The sequence below is a fragment of the Epilithonimonas sp. UC225_85 genome, assembly GCF_042695135.1.
In the GTDB taxonomy this organism is placed as follows: domain Bacteria; phylum Bacteroidota; class Bacteroidia; order Flavobacteriales; family Weeksellaceae; genus Epilithonimonas.
On record NZ_CP170547.1, the window covers coordinates 2,049,038 to 2,063,140 of the forward strand.

Below are 14,103 nucleotides of genomic sequence, written 5' to 3' on the forward strand. Positions count from 1 at the left end.
TCTTAATTGTTTTTATAAGCAAAAAAAATTGTCCAAAAAACTGTAAAGACAATGCTGATAATCAGAATGCGTTTCCCGTGTCTTCTGTCTTGTTCATTAAAATAATAAACTCTTTCTCCATTTGGAAGTTGTTTCTTCGATTTCAGAATCGCAAGGCTTATTCCGTAACTTATAAACAGAAGAAAACCAATAAAAAAGGAAGCAAGGCATCCAATAATTGAGAAAATGTAACCAAGGGTAATGAGATTTCTAACATCTTCAGGCTTATCATAATTCTTCTTGAGTGATTCCAATCTTTCAGAATTAATCTGATTAATTTCATTTTCAGAAATTATAATACCTCTTTCCGATAACAGTTTTTTTGCCATTTCATAATCAAACTCATTCCATTCGTCCTTTTTAAAGATAATTTCTCGGAGCTCATCATCACTGAAATCTTTTAAATAATAATCCTCAGGAATTTCCAAATTTTGGGCATAATAATCAGTCATGATTTCTTCGGCTTTTTCGAAATCAGCACGATCGATCATAATTTGATATTCAATTTTGCTCGCATCCGTTACAAAAGTTGCATCAAAATATTTTTCATTGTTTACTAGTTTGAAAGGAATGTGATTATCCTCTAAAACAAAAGCGATTTCTTCTATAATTGCTTTGTTGATGCTTTTTCTAAAGATAGAATTTTCCATTAAGCTAAAATAGTAATTCCCTTCTCAGCCAAATCATAAATTGTATTCTTAGCACTGTCCGGTTTTACATTCACTGCTTTTGTTCCGTTGAAGTGTAGGCAAGTGATGAATCCGGCATTAAAAGCATCAATTGCAGTGAATTTCACGCAGTAATCCAAAGCTAAACCAACGATTTCGACCAATTGGATATCGTGGTATTTCAGATAATCTTCCAATCCGGTTTTCATAAAATGATTGTTGTCCTGAAAACCGCTGTAACTGTCGATCTCCGTATTTTTTCCTTTTTGGATGATGTGCGTTACTTTTTCACGGTTCAGATCTTTATGGAATTCTGCACCGAAAGTTTCCTGAACACAATGATCCGGCCACATAAATTGAGGAACACCATTAAGATTGATTGTTTCACCGATGTTTTTTCCATTATTGGAAGCGAAACTTTTATGATCTGCCGGATGCCAATCCTGAGTTAGAATAATCTCATCATATTCATTCTCTTCCAGCAGCAGATTGATGTACGGAATAATACTGTTTGCACCTGGAACTTCCAGAGCGCCGCCTTCGCAGAAATCATTCTGAACGTCAACTATTATTAATGCTTTTTTCATTTTTTAGTTTGATTAAAAGTGGTAATCGTCTGAACGAATACCGAAGGTTGTATAAAAGTCAAAAGCCTAGCCCCGATTGCAGTGGAAATCCTTTTTTGAAAAAAAAATTGCAACGGAAAGCGGGATTAAGCTCCTGAAATTTATTAATATTTTATCCTAAATATGGATATTTATAATCTTTTGGAGAGACAAAAGTTTCCTTGATACTTCTCACGGAAACCCAACGTGTCAGGTTCATTTTAGAACCCGCTTTGTCATTGGTTCCGGATGCTCTGGATCCTCCGAAAGGCTGCTGACCAACCACTGCGCCCGTAGGTTTGTCATTGATATAGAAATTCCCGGAAGCATTTTCCAAAGCTTTGTAAGCCTCATCAATTGCGTATCTGTCTTGTGCAAAGATAGAGCCTGTCAAAGAATATTGAGTCGAAGTGTCGACCAATTTCAAAGTATCTTCCCAGTTTTCATCTTCATATACATAAACCGTCAAAATTGGACCGAAGATTTCCTCAACGATGCTTTCGTAATAAGGATTGATTGTTTCGATAACAGTTGGATGTACAAACCAGCCTTTTTTATCATCATATTTTCCACCTATTACAACGGTTGCGTCATTTGAAGCTTCGGCTCTGTCAATGTAACCTTTGCATTTTTCAAAAGAATTCTTGTCGATAACTGCATTTACAAAGTTTGATGGATCTTCAGGAGAACCGATTTTGATGGTTTTCATCTGAGCTTCCATCACCGCTTTTACCTCATTCCAAAGTGATTTTGGAACGTAAGCTCTGGACGCTGCGGAGCATTTCTGACCCTGATATTCAAAAGCACCTCTTACCAAACCTGTTGCAACCGCTTCGATATTCGCAGATGGATGAACCATTACGAAGTCTTTTCCACCGGTTTCTCCAACGATTCTTGGGTAAGATTTGTAGTTATGAATATTATCACCGATCATTTTCCACATTCCCTGAAACACTTTTGTAGAACCTGTAAAATGCAATCCTGCAAAATCAGGGTGAGCCAAAACTTTTTCGGCAGTTTCTTTTCCGTCTGTAAAGATCATATTTATAACACCATCCGGAAGACCAGCTTCTTTCAAAACGTCCATAATTACTTTAGCTGAATAAACCTGCTTGTCAGATGGTTTCCAAACGACCACATTTCCCATCATTGCCATACAAGCCGGTAAGTTTCCTGAGATTGCGGTGAAGTTGAAAGGCGTCACCGCAAAACAGAAACCTTCCAATGGTCTGTACTCGACGCGGTTCCAGATCCCTGCATCAGAAACCGGCTGCTCGGAATAAAGATCCGTCATAAACTCTACATTGAATCTCAAGAAATCGATGAATTCACAAGCTGCATCAATTTCTGCCTGATGGACATTTTTAGATTGCCCGATCATCGTTGCTGCATTGATCACATCTCTGTAAGGCCCTGCTAGAAGGTCAGCCGCTTTCAGGAAAATTGCTGCTCTATGTTCCCAACCTAACGCATTCCATTTACTTTTTGCAGCAAGAGCAGATTCTATGGCCTGATCTACGTGTGACATATCGCCTTCGTAATAGAATCCGAAATCGTGCTGATGATCCTGAGGCGAGCTCAGTTGTATTTTTTTGTCTGTTTTGATATCTTTTCCACCGATCACCATTGGGATTTCGGTCTTTTCTTTCCACATTTTTTTATAAGTAGAAATAAGGCTTTTTACCTCGTCAGAGCCTGGAACATAAGCGTTTACGGGTTCGTTTTGTGCAAAAGGCACTTGAGAAATGGCTTTAGACATAAATTTAAATTTTTAATTTCCCCAAATTTACGATAAGGATTTAAGAACTGCAATTGATTAACTTTCTTTTATTAATTGAGGATTAGATTAAATCGTATCTATCTCATATTTAAATTTTTATCGGATTATAATTAACTTTAATTATGTTAAAAAGATAAATCTGTTCAATCAATTATTAATAATTTTTGTTGTTGATTTTTACAAATTTTACATTCTATTTGGTCTGAGCTAACTAAATTTGTGAGATATTTAACTTTACTGAATGATAAATTTTGTATTGATCGCCATTTGTATTGCTGCCGGAATGATTTTCAAATCAACGAAAACTATTCATCCGGATGCACACAAAGGGATTAATACCTGGATCATCTATCTGGGTTTGCCTGCAGTATCATTCAAATATCTGCCAAAAGTCGATTGGTCTCCGGAAATGCTCTTTCCGATTTTGAGTACAGTTCTGATTGCTTTTGGAAGCTGGACATTTATGCTGATATATTCCCGGATAAAGAACTATTCGGCGCGTTCCAGAAGTAGTTTGGAGCTGGCAAGCGGATACAGTAATACGTCGTTTATCGGGTTTCCTTTGATCGCTGCATTTTATGGAGAGCAATATCTCAGTATTGCAATCATCTGTGACCAGACCATGTTCTTCATGTTATCCTCAATGGGAATTATCGCTGCTGTGAAGGGTGGAAGTAAGTCAGGGAAAGTAAGTCCTGTTTTTATTCTCAAGCGGCTTTTCACATTTTCCCCGTTTTTGGGATGCATCAGCGCATTGATTTTATCTCAGTTCATCAACCTCGATTTTGCATCTCCATTGTTTGATAAGCTTGCTGCAACAGTAATCCCACTGGCGTTATTTTCGGTTGGATTGCAGTTGAAATTCGGTGGATGGAGGAAGCTGATTCCGCAGATCTCAACTTCATTACTTTACAAATTGATTCTTGCACCCATTATGATTTTATTATTAGCATTAATTTTTGGTATCAAGGGAGATATTGCAAAGATCAGCATTTTTGAAGCGGCGATGCCGACTGTGGTCACGGCAAGTATCATTGCGGAGCAGTTCCGTCTGAATACCAAACTGGTGAATTTAATTATTGGGATCAGTATCAGTATTGGTGTTGTAACCAGTGCAATCTGGTTTCAGATTATAGAATTGCTATTTTGATATCAGGGCAGAATAAAAAAGAATATGGCACAAAAATGCATAATGCTTCCGCCCAAAACGAACAAGTGCCAGATTGGATGGTAGAATGGCTTTTTATCTTTTGCGTAAAAATAGATCCCAAAAGTATAACACAACCCACCCAGAATAATAAATGTCAAAGCGCCTGTTGAGAGATTCTCGATCATTGGTTTGATGGCGATTATAGATGCCCAGCCCATCAAAGCGTAGAGAGAAAGGGAGATCTTTTCATTGTTTCTGAGTGGCGAAAATTTGAAGATAAAGCCTATCAGTGCCATCCCCCAGATCAGGCCAAACATACTCCAGCCCCAGACGCCTTTCAGTCCCAACAGAGCGACCGGCGTATAAGTCCCGGCGATCAAAACGTAGATGCTGAGATGGTCGATTCTTTGGCAGATCTTTTTCCATTTCAGTTTATAAACAGCGTGATAGATGGTAGAAGCAGAGTAGAGCAGAATCAAACTCAATCCAAAGACCAGAGAAGATGCAATAGCAATGGCGTTTCCGCTAATGGCAGAATAAATAATCATCAGAACCAAAGCCGCCACCGAGAGAACAATACCAAAACCGTGGGTGATGACATTGTATAATTCTTCTTTTTTGCGGTTTTTCTTTGGCATAATCTAATTTTTATTAAAGTTAATCATTAAACTTTTTATGAGATATAAACTGCTTTTATTTTAACAAAGTTTAATAGTTGAAAGTAGGTAGTTAAGATCATAATATTAAGTTTATAGATCTTAGCATTGAATAAAAGCACTCTAAAGTTTAAAACACAGCTGCAACAACCTATCTACCTTTCCGGAAAGCTTACTGCACCCTTGCGACAGACTTTCCGCCGTGTCGGAAAATGCGTCGCAACCCTGCAACAGCCTATCCGCTCTTCCGGAAAGCTTGCTTCACCCCTGCAACAGGCTGTCCGCCAGAGCGGGAAGGTTGCAGCAGCCTTGGGTTAACCTTTCAAACAAGGGAAATATTTACTATCTTTATCGCTAATAAAAACATTTACAAATGATTGATTCAATTGATCTTAGAAATTTGCGAAACGCAGATTATCTCCAATTCCAAAAAGACTTCTTGTCTGTTATTTTCCGAAATGATCCTGCCGCTTTGCAGGTAGAATCTAAGTATGATGCACTCTCTGCAAAAGCAGACGAGTTGGAAAGTCTATTTAAAAAAGTGCTTGCCAACCCGATCTCTCAGGAGCTTGTGGTTTTAGATGAAAGGAGAGATGCTGCCATCAATGGGATATATTACACGGCACTGGCAAATTCCTATCATTTTGACCTGGCAACCAAACAGTCTGCCAACAAACTTTTAGCAAATATAAGTCTCTACGGTTCTGGTATCGCAAGGCTTAACTATCAGGCAGAAACTTCTACGCTTACCAACCTGATCAATGACTGGGAAAACAAACCGGAACTGACCCAAGCCATTGAAGCTCTTAATTTGAAATCCTGGAAAGAAGAACTGAAAACTATTAATACGGAATTCAGTACCCGCTATCTGGACAGAACCCAGGATTATGGCAACGCCACACCGGAAACTTTAAAATTAAAAAGAGAAGAAACGAATACTGCCTATTATGCTTTGAGAGACAGGATCAATGCACTACATTTGTTGGTAGAAACGCCGCCATCGCCCTACAATATAGTCATCAACCAACTGAATGCGCTGATAGAGCAGTATAATCTGCTGGTAACAGTGCCTGATGAGTCGGGAGATGATCCTAAGCCCGGAGAGGCATAATTAAATTAAAGACTAATAACCATTAATAAAAAACAATATATTATGAATAAAAAATTAATTTTAACATCAATCCTTGTTTTTCTTTGTATTTATACTAATGCCCAATGCTGGAAAAGTATCTCAACGGGAAGTAGTACATTAGGTATTAAACCTGATGGTACACTGTGGGGTTGGGGAGGAAACCCATATGGATCATTAGGAAATGGAACCACTAATTATACATTTAGTCCTATTCCTATAGGTTCTGATACCGACTGGAAAATTGTGATTGCAGGACATGGCCGTACCATGGCAATTAAAAATGATGGTTCGCTGTGGGCTTGGGGATACAACGGTAATGGGGAATTAGGTGACGGTACTATAAAAAACAAGCTTATACCTACCAGAATAGGTACGGATACAGACTGGAAAGAAGTTGCACTAGGATTGCAACATACACTTGCCATAAAAACTGACGGTTCGCTTTGGGCCTGGGGAGATAACTACAGTGGGCAGCTTGGAAATAATACTACTATAAATTCATATGTCCCTAAAAGAATAGGCACAGCCAATGATTGGAAAAGTATAAGCGCTGGTTATTATCATACATTAGCTCTAAAAACTGATGGCTCACTTTGGGCTTGGGGATCTTATTGGTATATAGATTATGCCACACAAAATACTAAGATACCTAATATGATTGGTATTGACAACGATTGGAAAAGTATAACTGCAGGTGATGGTACTTCAATGGCTATTAAAAATGATGGCTCACTTTGGGCTTGGGGGAAGAATGATTATGGACAATTAGGAGATGGCACTACAACAATTAGATTTATCCTTACCAGGATAGGTACAGACAATGATTGGCAAAATGTTGCTAGAGGATCGCGGTATACCTTAGCCCTGAAAACAAACGGTTCAATGTGGGCGTGGGGAGATAACTACATTGGGCAATTAGGAGATGGAACCGTTATTAGTAAAACTATTCCTACCCGAATAGGTACAGCCAATGATTGGAAAATTATTTTAGCAAATGGTAATCTTGGAATGGCTCTTAAAACGGACGGTTCTCGTTGGGCTTGGGGAAATAATACAGGTGGAGACTTTGGAGATGGTTATGTAGTAAGTGCTCTTAGTCCAAGAGAAATAACAACAGCAAGTTGCGTGCTTGCGGTTTCTGATGCCACAACTTCAGCAATACAGATCTATCCAAACCCTGCCAGAGATTATTTTTCTATCAAGAGCAAAGAAATAAAACAAGTACAGTTATACTCTCTGGATGGCAAGCTTGTAAAGGAATATCCTGCATCTGAGAAATACTCTGTTAATGGATTGGCAAAGGGTATTTATATCATAAAAGCACAACTGGAGAATGGCAAAGTTATTTCGGATAAAATAGTTAAAGAATAAACATTGATGAAGTATTTCCTTTTAATTCCATTACTCGTTACACAAACTTATTTTTCCCAATCGGTTTCAGCTGATCTGGACAAATCTGTAAAAGAAATGATGTCGGCTTCTAATGCTTTGTCAGCCAATCTTTCTTTCTACGTTTCGGATGAAAATGGAAATCTTGTTTATGAATTTAATGGGAATAAAGGACTTTCCACAGCAAGCACGCAGAAGATTTTCACATCTGCGGCGGCTTTGGAAACTTTAGGAAAAGATTATCAGTGGAAAACTACGGCTTCATATTCAGGTAAAATATCTAATGGAAATCTGGAGGGCGATTTTTACATCACCTCCAACGGCGACCCGACTTTGGGAAGCTGGCGATATGAAGCTTACAAACCGGAAAATTTTAAGCAGAAATTATTAGAAGCGATCAGGAAATCCGGCATCAAAAAAATTACCGGAGACCTGATTGTGGATGATTCTTATTTCGATTTCCAAAGCACGCCGGGCGGCTGGCCCTGGAACGATCTTGGGAATTATTACGGCGCAGGAACTTTTGGGGTGAACTGGAAAGAAAATCAGTTTGATATTAATATTAACGGGAATCAAATCAAGAACTATTCTTACGATCTGGACAATGTCAATTGGATCAACGACCTGAAAACCGGTGGAAGTTCTGACCAGAGTCTGATCTTCACCGCGCCGCATTCCGAAACGGCTTTAATCAACGGGATGTTACCTGGAGGAAAAACTACAACCGTTTCTGGCGCAACGCCCAATCCGCCAATGCAGTTAGCTGCTGAAGTCAAAAAACTACTTGAAGAAAACGGAATTTCAGTTTCAGGGAAAGTAACCACTTACTACAATGAAAGACTTGCAGGAAAATCGGTTTCAAAAGCTCCGTCAGCAAATGTCATTTTCGAATATAAATCGCCAACACTTGATAAGATCGTTTATTGGCTGATGCGGAAAAGCATTAATCTTTACGCTGAAACATTAATCAAAACAATGGCAAAAGAGAAACGTAATGATCCAACTTTTGAAACTGGCGTTGATTTTCTTAAAGACTTTTGGAAATCAAAAGGAATCAACCCAAATATGATCAATTTTGCTGACGGAAGCGGGCTTTCGCCACAGAATTATGTTTCGCCAAAGGCTCAGGTTCAGGCACTGATATATTCGAAAAAGCAAAGCTGGTTTGATGCTTTTTATGAGGGTTTTCCGACACAAAATGGAATCAAAATGAAAAGCGGAACGATAAAGGACAGCAAGTCTTTTGCAGGTTATCAAACTTCGAAAAATGGAAAAAATTATGTTTTTTCGATCATTCTTAATAATTACCAAGGCGGAAGTATTAGTAATGCTTTATTTAAAGTTTTGGATAATCTGAAGTAAAATGAACAGAATTAATTCCTTTCCGCCAATTGTAGATGAGAATTCCAGAATATTAATTCTCGGATCGATGCCGGGTGCAAAATCTCTTCAGATGCAGCAATACTATGCATTTCCTCAGAATCAGTTCTGGAAAATCATGTTTCATCTTTTTGATGCTGAGTTCTCTCAAGATTATCAGGCAAGAATCAGCTTACTAAAAACAAATAATATTGCACTTTGGGATGTCATCGAAAGCTGTGAAAGGAAGGGTAGCAGCGATACGGAAATAAAGGATGAAATTGATAATAATATTCCTGAACTAATTAAAAATTATCCAAATATCAAAACCATTTTTTGCAACGGACAAAAATCTTATAAAAACCTTGTGAAGATTTTGGGTAAGGATTTTAAAATTCCGATTGTTTGTCTACCATCAACAAGTCCGCTTCATACAGTTAAGTTTGATGAGAAGCTGGAGAGTTGGAAGGTTATAAGGATTATTTAAAAGATTGAATTTTCTTTTGTCCATTTACCTTTGTCTCCTGCTATAAAAGCTGCAGCATCAAAAAGACAAGGTTTTATGTTTGCTCTTTCACATAGATTATTAATTCCATCGGAAATTAAATTATAATAATTTTTGTCTTGTAAAGCTATTGCAGAAATTTTTATAGGAAACCCAAATTCATTTAGCCATTTTCCAATTCGGGAATCAATAGGAATTTCGTAAACAGTAAATCCTAAAATCTGTAATAAGTTTCTAGCTTGTTTTGGTCCAAAGCCTTTTAAATTGCTTTGTATCAATTCAGCATAAGTTTTCTCTTTTTCAATTTGTTCTGTTTTATCTTCTGTTTTTTCAACTAAAACTGACCTTATTTCATCAAATAATTTCCATTGAGTCTTTTCTAAATAATCAAAATTCACTTTTAATTCATTCGCAATATTATTGTGCCTGCGAATTCCTGAAAATTCTGACAATGTTTTTGAAATAAAAAATTCAAGATTTTCTTTTTGATTTTTACAATTAATTAATTCAAAAGGAAAAGGTTTTAATCTTGCAAATCTTGATATTGGGCTTTCTGAACTTGAATTTTGTTGTGTAGTTAAAAGACAAACAGTAATTACTTTCCAAATGAATTCATTATTGAAATTGAGATTTTCTTTTTGAATATTTTTTTTAAGTCTTATTTGATAAAAATCTGTATCCTCATAAGATTTACAAAAATCAATAATTTTTGTAATATCCTCTTTTTCAATAATCCAATCTAATTTCATTATTTTTAATTTCCAAATTATATCAACTGACTAAAATTTAATCCCTCCAAATCTCCCAAGCCTTTTCTGCCTGTTGTTCCAGCATATAAAAACCGTTAAGCGTTGTTGCACCTTTTTCTGCTGATTTTCTTAGGAAAGCAGTTTCTGAAGGATTATAAATCAAATCGATGACGTAATGTTTATCTGTAATCGCATCAAAAGGAAAAGGAAGAGAATCTTCTACATTTGGGAAAGTGCCGACTGGCGTTGTCTGAATAATCAAAAGCGAATCTCTAACCAAATTTTCTGACAAGTTTTCAAAATTAATTTCTGATTTTCTTGATACGGTTTGATGTTCAATCTGGTGTTTCTCCAGGATATATCTCACCGCTTTTGCAGCACCGCCGTCGCCTAGAATAAGAGCCTTTTTATGATGCTCTTTTTTGTTGATAAGCAATGTTTTTTCAAACCCGAAAACATCTGTATTATAGCCGATTTTTTTTCCGTTTTTGAAGCTCACACAATTCACTGCGCCAATCTGTGAAGCTTCATCACTGAGTTCATCCAGAAAAGGAATAATGGCTTGTTTGTAGGGGATTGTGACATTCATCCCAATAAGATTTGGGTTCTCTGTTATAGAATTTAAAGCTTCGATTTCAGGAATGTCAAAGAAACTGTAGCTATGATCTTTTAAAAATAATTTTCTGAATTTTTCCTCAAAGTATTTTTTTGAAAATGAGTAAGAAATATTCTTCCCAAGCAAACCGAATTCCTGTTTTTCCATAATTCAAATTTATAAAATATCATCACAAAAACCATCATTATTTTTTACTTCTTCTATAAGATGAATAATTTTAAAATACATTTTTGATGGCGTAATTTTGGCATTGGAAAAATTAAAAATTTAAGAAAAATGAAACAAGTCATTCTTAACAACGGAACAGAAATTCCGGAAATTGGTTTTGGAACCTGGCAGACTACAGAAGGTGTGAAGAAAACTGTAAATTTGGCTTTGGAAGATGGTTACAGACATATTGATACAGCAGATATTTATGGAAATGAGGCAGAGATAGGAGAGGCGATTGAAGAATCCGGAATCCTAAGAACGGATCTGTATCTTACGACAAAGATCTGGAACAGCAACAGGAGTTATCATGGCGTGAAAAAATCCGTTGAACAATCTCTTAACAAGCTGAAAACGGATTATCTGGATCTTCTTTTAATCCACTGGCCTGCAAATGAAAAACAGTTCGACAATTGGGAAGAGATTAATTCATCAACCTGGAAATCAATGGAAGAATTATATAAATCAGGAGTTGTAAAATCCATTGGTGTGAGTAATTTTCTTGTTCCACATCTTCGAGCTCTTTTAAAAACGGCAGAAGTTGTTCCTGTTGTCAATCAAATCGAGTTCCATCCCGGATATACACAGCAGGAAACTGTAGATTATTCCAAAGAAAATGGGATTGTGATAGAAGCCTGGAGTCCGATTGGTTCCGGCAGATTGCTGAAAGATAAAGAATTAAACGTTATTTCTGATAACTATGGTGTTTCTCCGGCAATATTGTGTATTCAGTTTTGTCTGCAATGCGGGGTAGTTGTATTGCCTAAATCCGAAAACCCTGAAAATATCAAAAATAATCTTCATTTCGAAAGATTCAAAATCTCTGAAAGTGATATGAAAGCCTTGAAGACTCTTAAAGAATCAGGTTTTTCAGGACTTAATCCATCAGCCGTGGATTTCTAACTGAAATTTATTTAATGAAAAAAGCAGTTCAATATTTATTTAAACTGCTTTTTATATTTTATGATTATTCTGTTCTGCCAGAATAATATCTTATTTTTTCTACAATCTCACCCAGGTCAAACGGTTTCGGTATGAAATCGATTGCGCCACTTTCTATGGCAGTATCTCCCAAGCCACGGCTGGCAGACATTATTACAACAGGAATACTTTTGAAATCTTCGTGTGCTTTTATCATTTTGCAGATATCGCGACCGTCTTCACCTGATAACCACATATCCATCAAAATTACATCTGGTTTTGAAGATGCTGTAAGAGAATTGAACATCTCTGAACCTTTTTCATAATTTGATACCTCAAAGCCTTCCATATCCAGCATCAGTTTAACTGAGTCTAAAATGGCAGGACTATCATCTACAACAATAATTTTTTTTGACATTTGTAAAGTTTAAATAAATATTAATAAGTATTATTGGGTTTTCGGAATCTCAAAACAAAAATCAGACCCTTTACCTTCCGTGGTATTGACAAAAATCCTGCCACCGCTTCTTTTAATAATTTCTGATGAAATATAAAGCCCAAGACCCAGTCCCGGAAATGTGTGTTCTTTGCTTCCACTGACTCTGTAATACTGTTCAAAAACCCTGTCTTTTTTATCTTCGGGAATCCCGATCCCAAAATCTTTTACAGAGAAAAAGATCGTGTTGTTTTCCAGTAACTTCGTTGTAATCAGTATTTTGTCAGAATCAGGAGAATATTTGATAGCATTATTTATAAGATTGCTCATTACCTGAGAGATTCTGTTTCTGTCGCCAACGGTATTTCCGATTGTTTCAGTTTCCAGATATATTCTGTGACTGGTGCTCATCTGTTGTTCTTCAACAATTTCTCGTACCAATTGGTCAAAATTAAAATCAGAATTATTAAGAAGAATTTTTCCATTCTGGATTTTTGTTACATCCAAAAGATCATTGATCAGATTATTAAGCTTATTGATCTGTTCGTCCATCTTCAGTGCAACAACAGCGTTCCTGTTGTCCTCTTGTTTTCTGAGATTTTTTTCTAAAAACTGAGAGTAAAGTTTTAGGCTTGTAAGCGGTGTTTTTAGTTCGTGGCTTGCGATTCCTAAGAAATTATCTTTCTGCTGCTGAAACTGTTTGAATTCATCAATATCAGTGCAGGTGCCGATCCATTGCACAACTTCTCCGTCTCTGTCTTTTATGGGAGCTGCTCTTCCAAGAAACCAACGGTAGCCGTTTTCTTTTGTCCGGTCTTTGAATTGATATTCTATTTCGTACGGGGTTTTATTTTTCTGGCTTGTTTTCCAGATTTCCATTGCTTTGGGAAGATCATCGGGATGCAGGATTTTTCGGGTTGCACTATCCCGGTTATCCAATCCTTCAAAACCGGTATATTCGTACCACTTTTTGTTGTAATAATCTATGTTTCCGTGTTTATCTGCTGTCCAGATGATGATAGGAAGGCTGTCTGCAAGGTTTCTGTACTTGTTCTTATTTTCCTCATTTTGTTTTTTGGCAAGCACAAGATCGGTGACATTAGTAGCAATATTAAGGATTGCATAGACCTCACCATTTTGATTTTTCAGAGGTTTATAAGAAAAGTTGTAATAGAAAGTCTGTAGTTTGCCATTACTTTCCAAAAGAACCTTATCTTCGGTTGCAGAGTAAGTTTTTCCGGTTCTGTAAACGTCTTTCAGAATTTGCAGGAATGGCTGACCTTCAAGTTCAGGAATTCCTTCTCTTATTTTTTTTCCGATTACCGATTTGGTTTTTCCCCAAGCCTGCAGCATTCTATCGTTAGCAATATCAATGATCTGATCTTCACCTTTATACACTGCAATGGCGAAATCTGATTCCTTTATAAGCGTTTCGAATTTATACTCTGTTTCAGCCAGTTTTCTCTTGGCTAAAACCTGATCTGTAGTTTCTGTGGCAACCACACTCACTCCAAGGATTTTACTTTCGTCATCATTATAAATTGGAGTATAAATAAAATCGAAGTAACATTCTTCAGTTTTGCCTTTTCGTATGATATATGCCAGCTGTTTATAACCTTTATAGGGAATTCCTGTCGTCATAACATTGGTTAATATATCAATAAATTTCTGCCCTTTCAGTTCTGGTAAAGCATCAATTAATTTAAGACCGATGATTTGCGGCTGTTTTCCCCACAGTTCCAGCATTTGTGGATTGGCAACCTTAATCGTGAAATCTTCTCCCATCAGCATAGATAATGCAACTGGTGCCTGAGTTAGTAACAGGGCCAGTGATTCCTGAGAGATATTACTTTTAAGAAAGTTTTTCATTGGAATAATTAAAAAAATATTT

Annotated in this window: 14 protein-coding genes; 6 read left to right on the forward strand and 8 right to left on the reverse strand. The window is 36.8% G+C overall.

All coding sequences use genetic code 11. The annotated features are described in order from the left end of the window. Positions 1-2 precede the first annotated feature (2 nt). The 3 genes from ACFJGY_RS09410 to pruA form a co-directional block, all read right to left on the reverse strand. Positions 3-689 carry a hypothetical protein gene (locus ACFJGY_RS09410; RefSeq protein WP_379963226.1) on the reverse strand — a complete coding sequence of 229 codons (687 nt, stop codon included), beginning with the start codon at positions 687-689 and terminating at the stop codon, positions 3-5. Beyond that, on the reverse strand, positions 689-1,294 hold the full coding sequence (pncA, locus tag ACFJGY_RS09415) for a bifunctional nicotinamidase/pyrazinamidase (protein WP_379963228.1): 606 nt from the start codon (positions 1,292-1,294) through the stop codon (positions 689-691). Before pncA ends, ACFJGY_RS09410 begins: the two co-directional genes overlap by 1 nt. 151 nt (positions 1,295-1,445) lie before the next feature. Beyond that, positions 1,446-3,071, reverse strand: a complete 1,626-nt coding sequence (gene pruA, locus ACFJGY_RS09420) for an L-glutamate gamma-semialdehyde dehydrogenase (protein ID WP_379963230.1) — start codon at positions 3,069-3,071, stop codon at positions 1,446-1,448. Between the two features lie 262 nt (positions 3,072-3,333). Between pruA and ACFJGY_RS09425 the strand changes: the two genes are divergently transcribed. Then, positions 3,334-4,242 (forward strand): AEC family transporter, encoded by a 909-nt coding sequence (locus ACFJGY_RS09425; RefSeq protein ID WP_379963232.1) that lies wholly within the window; start codon positions 3,334-3,336, stop codon positions 4,240-4,242. 2 nt (positions 4,243-4,244) lie between these two features. On the opposite strand, the gene ACFJGY_RS09430 is transcribed toward ACFJGY_RS09425, so the two are convergent. After that, complete coding sequence (locus ACFJGY_RS09430; protein WP_379963234.1) at positions 4,245-4,880, reverse strand: hemolysin III family protein; 636 nt, start codon at positions 4,878-4,880, stop codon at positions 4,245-4,247. Positions 4,881-5,271: 391 nt separating this feature from the next. Here ACFJGY_RS09430 and ACFJGY_RS09435 point away from each other — a divergent pair, with 391 nt between their 5' ends. The 4 genes from ACFJGY_RS09435 to ACFJGY_RS09450 are packed head-to-tail and all read left to right on the forward strand — an operon-like array spanning position 5,272 to position 9,265. Then, on the forward strand, positions 5,272-6,009 hold the full coding sequence (locus ACFJGY_RS09435) for a DUF6261 family protein (RefSeq protein WP_379963236.1): 738 nt from the start codon (positions 5,272-5,274) through the stop codon (positions 6,007-6,009). Between the two features lie 42 nt (positions 6,010-6,051). Continuing rightward, positions 6,052-7,401, forward strand: coding sequence for a T9SS type A sorting domain-containing protein (locus ACFJGY_RS09440; protein ID WP_379963238.1), 1,350 nt, complete (start codon positions 6,052-6,054; stop codon positions 7,399-7,401). Positions 7,402-7,407: 6 nt separating this feature from the next. Beyond that, the gene (gene dacB / locus ACFJGY_RS09445) at positions 7,408-8,781 is read left to right on the forward strand and encodes a D-alanyl-D-alanine carboxypeptidase/D-alanyl-D-alanine-endopeptidase (RefSeq protein WP_379963240.1); all 1,374 of its coding nucleotides are present in this window, start codon (positions 7,408-7,410) and stop codon (positions 8,779-8,781) included. 1 nt (position 8,782) lies between these two features. Next, complete coding sequence (locus ACFJGY_RS09450; RefSeq protein ID WP_379963242.1) at positions 8,783-9,265, forward strand: DNA-deoxyinosine glycosylase; 483 nt, start codon at positions 8,783-8,785, stop codon at positions 9,263-9,265. Here the strand turns inward: ACFJGY_RS09450 and ACFJGY_RS09455 are convergent. Then, positions 9,262-10,032: a hypothetical protein gene (locus tag ACFJGY_RS09455; RefSeq protein WP_379963244.1), complete on the reverse strand. Its 771-nt coding sequence runs from the start codon at positions 10,030-10,032 to the stop codon at positions 9,262-9,264. The two genes, ACFJGY_RS09450 and ACFJGY_RS09455, sit on opposite strands and share 4 nt — an antisense overlap. Positions 10,033-10,069: 37 nt before the next feature. Continuing rightward, positions 10,070-10,795: a shikimate dehydrogenase family protein gene (locus ACFJGY_RS09460; RefSeq protein ID WP_379963246.1), complete on the reverse strand. Its 726-nt coding sequence runs from the start codon at positions 10,793-10,795 to the stop codon at positions 10,070-10,072. Between the two features lie 129 nt (positions 10,796-10,924). On the opposite strand from ACFJGY_RS09460, the gene ACFJGY_RS09465 reads away from it, so the two are divergent. After that, positions 10,925-11,758, forward strand: a complete 834-nt coding sequence (locus ACFJGY_RS09465) for an aldo/keto reductase (RefSeq protein ID WP_379963248.1) — start codon at positions 10,925-10,927, stop codon at positions 11,756-11,758. A 64-nt stretch (positions 11,759-11,822) separates the two neighbouring features. Here the strand turns inward: ACFJGY_RS09465 and ACFJGY_RS09470 are convergent, their stop codons facing one another. Beyond that, positions 11,823-12,194, reverse strand: a complete 372-nt coding sequence (locus ACFJGY_RS09470; protein ID WP_379963250.1) for a PleD family two-component system response regulator — start codon at positions 12,192-12,194, stop codon at positions 11,823-11,825. A 30-nt stretch (positions 12,195-12,224) separates the two neighbouring features. Then, on the reverse strand, positions 12,225-14,081 hold the full coding sequence (locus ACFJGY_RS09475; RefSeq protein ID WP_379963252.1) for an ATP-binding protein: 1,857 nt from the start codon (positions 14,079-14,081) through the stop codon (positions 12,225-12,227). Positions 14,082-14,103: the final 22 nt, after the last annotated feature.

What these genes read in the sequence shown, in the direction of transcription:
- ACFJGY_RS09470 (WP_379963250.1), bottom strand. Translation starts at nt 12,194, where the DNA reads ATGTCAAAAAAAATTATTGTTGTAGATGATAGTCCTGCCATTTTAGAC.
- pncA (WP_379963228.1), bottom strand. Translation starts at nt 1,294, where the DNA reads ATGAAAAAAGCATTAATAATAGTTGACGTTCAGAATGATTTCTGCGAA.
- dacB (WP_379963240.1), top strand. Translation starts at nt 7,408, where the DNA reads ATGAAGTATTTCCTTTTAATTCCATTACTCGTTACACAAACTTATTTT.
- ACFJGY_RS09460 (WP_379963246.1), bottom strand. Translation starts at nt 10,795, where the DNA reads ATGGAAAAACAGGAATTCGGTTTGCTTGGGAAGAATATTTCTTACTCA.
- ACFJGY_RS09465 (WP_379963248.1), top strand. Translation starts at nt 10,925, where the DNA reads ATGAAACAAGTCATTCTTAACAACGGAACAGAAATTCCGGAAATTGGT.
- pruA (WP_379963230.1), bottom strand. Translation starts at nt 3,071, where the DNA reads ATGTCTAAAGCCATTTCTCAAGTGCCTTTTGCACAAAACGAACCCGTA.
- ACFJGY_RS09410 (WP_379963226.1), bottom strand. Translation starts at nt 689, where the DNA reads ATGGAAAATTCTATCTTTAGAAAAAGCATCAACAAAGCAATTATAGAA.
- ACFJGY_RS09455 (WP_379963244.1), bottom strand. Translation starts at nt 10,032, where the DNA reads ATGAAATTAGATTGGATTATTGAAAAAGAGGATATTACAAAAATTATT.
- ACFJGY_RS09430 (WP_379963234.1), bottom strand. Translation starts at nt 4,880, where the DNA reads ATGCCAAAGAAAAACCGCAAAAAAGAAGAATTATACAATGTCATCACC.
- ACFJGY_RS09440 (WP_379963238.1), top strand. Translation starts at nt 6,052, where the DNA reads ATGAATAAAAAATTAATTTTAACATCAATCCTTGTTTTTCTTTGTATT.
- ACFJGY_RS09475 (WP_379963252.1), bottom strand. Translation starts at nt 14,081, where the DNA reads ATGAAAAACTTTCTTAAAAGTAATATCTCTCAGGAATCACTGGCCCTG.
- ACFJGY_RS09435 (WP_379963236.1), top strand. Translation starts at nt 5,272, where the DNA reads ATGATTGATTCAATTGATCTTAGAAATTTGCGAAACGCAGATTATCTC.
- ACFJGY_RS09450 (WP_379963242.1), top strand. Translation starts at nt 8,783, where the DNA reads ATGAACAGAATTAATTCCTTTCCGCCAATTGTAGATGAGAATTCCAGA.
- ACFJGY_RS09425 (WP_379963232.1), top strand. Translation starts at nt 3,334, where the DNA reads ATGATAAATTTTGTATTGATCGCCATTTGTATTGCTGCCGGAATGATT.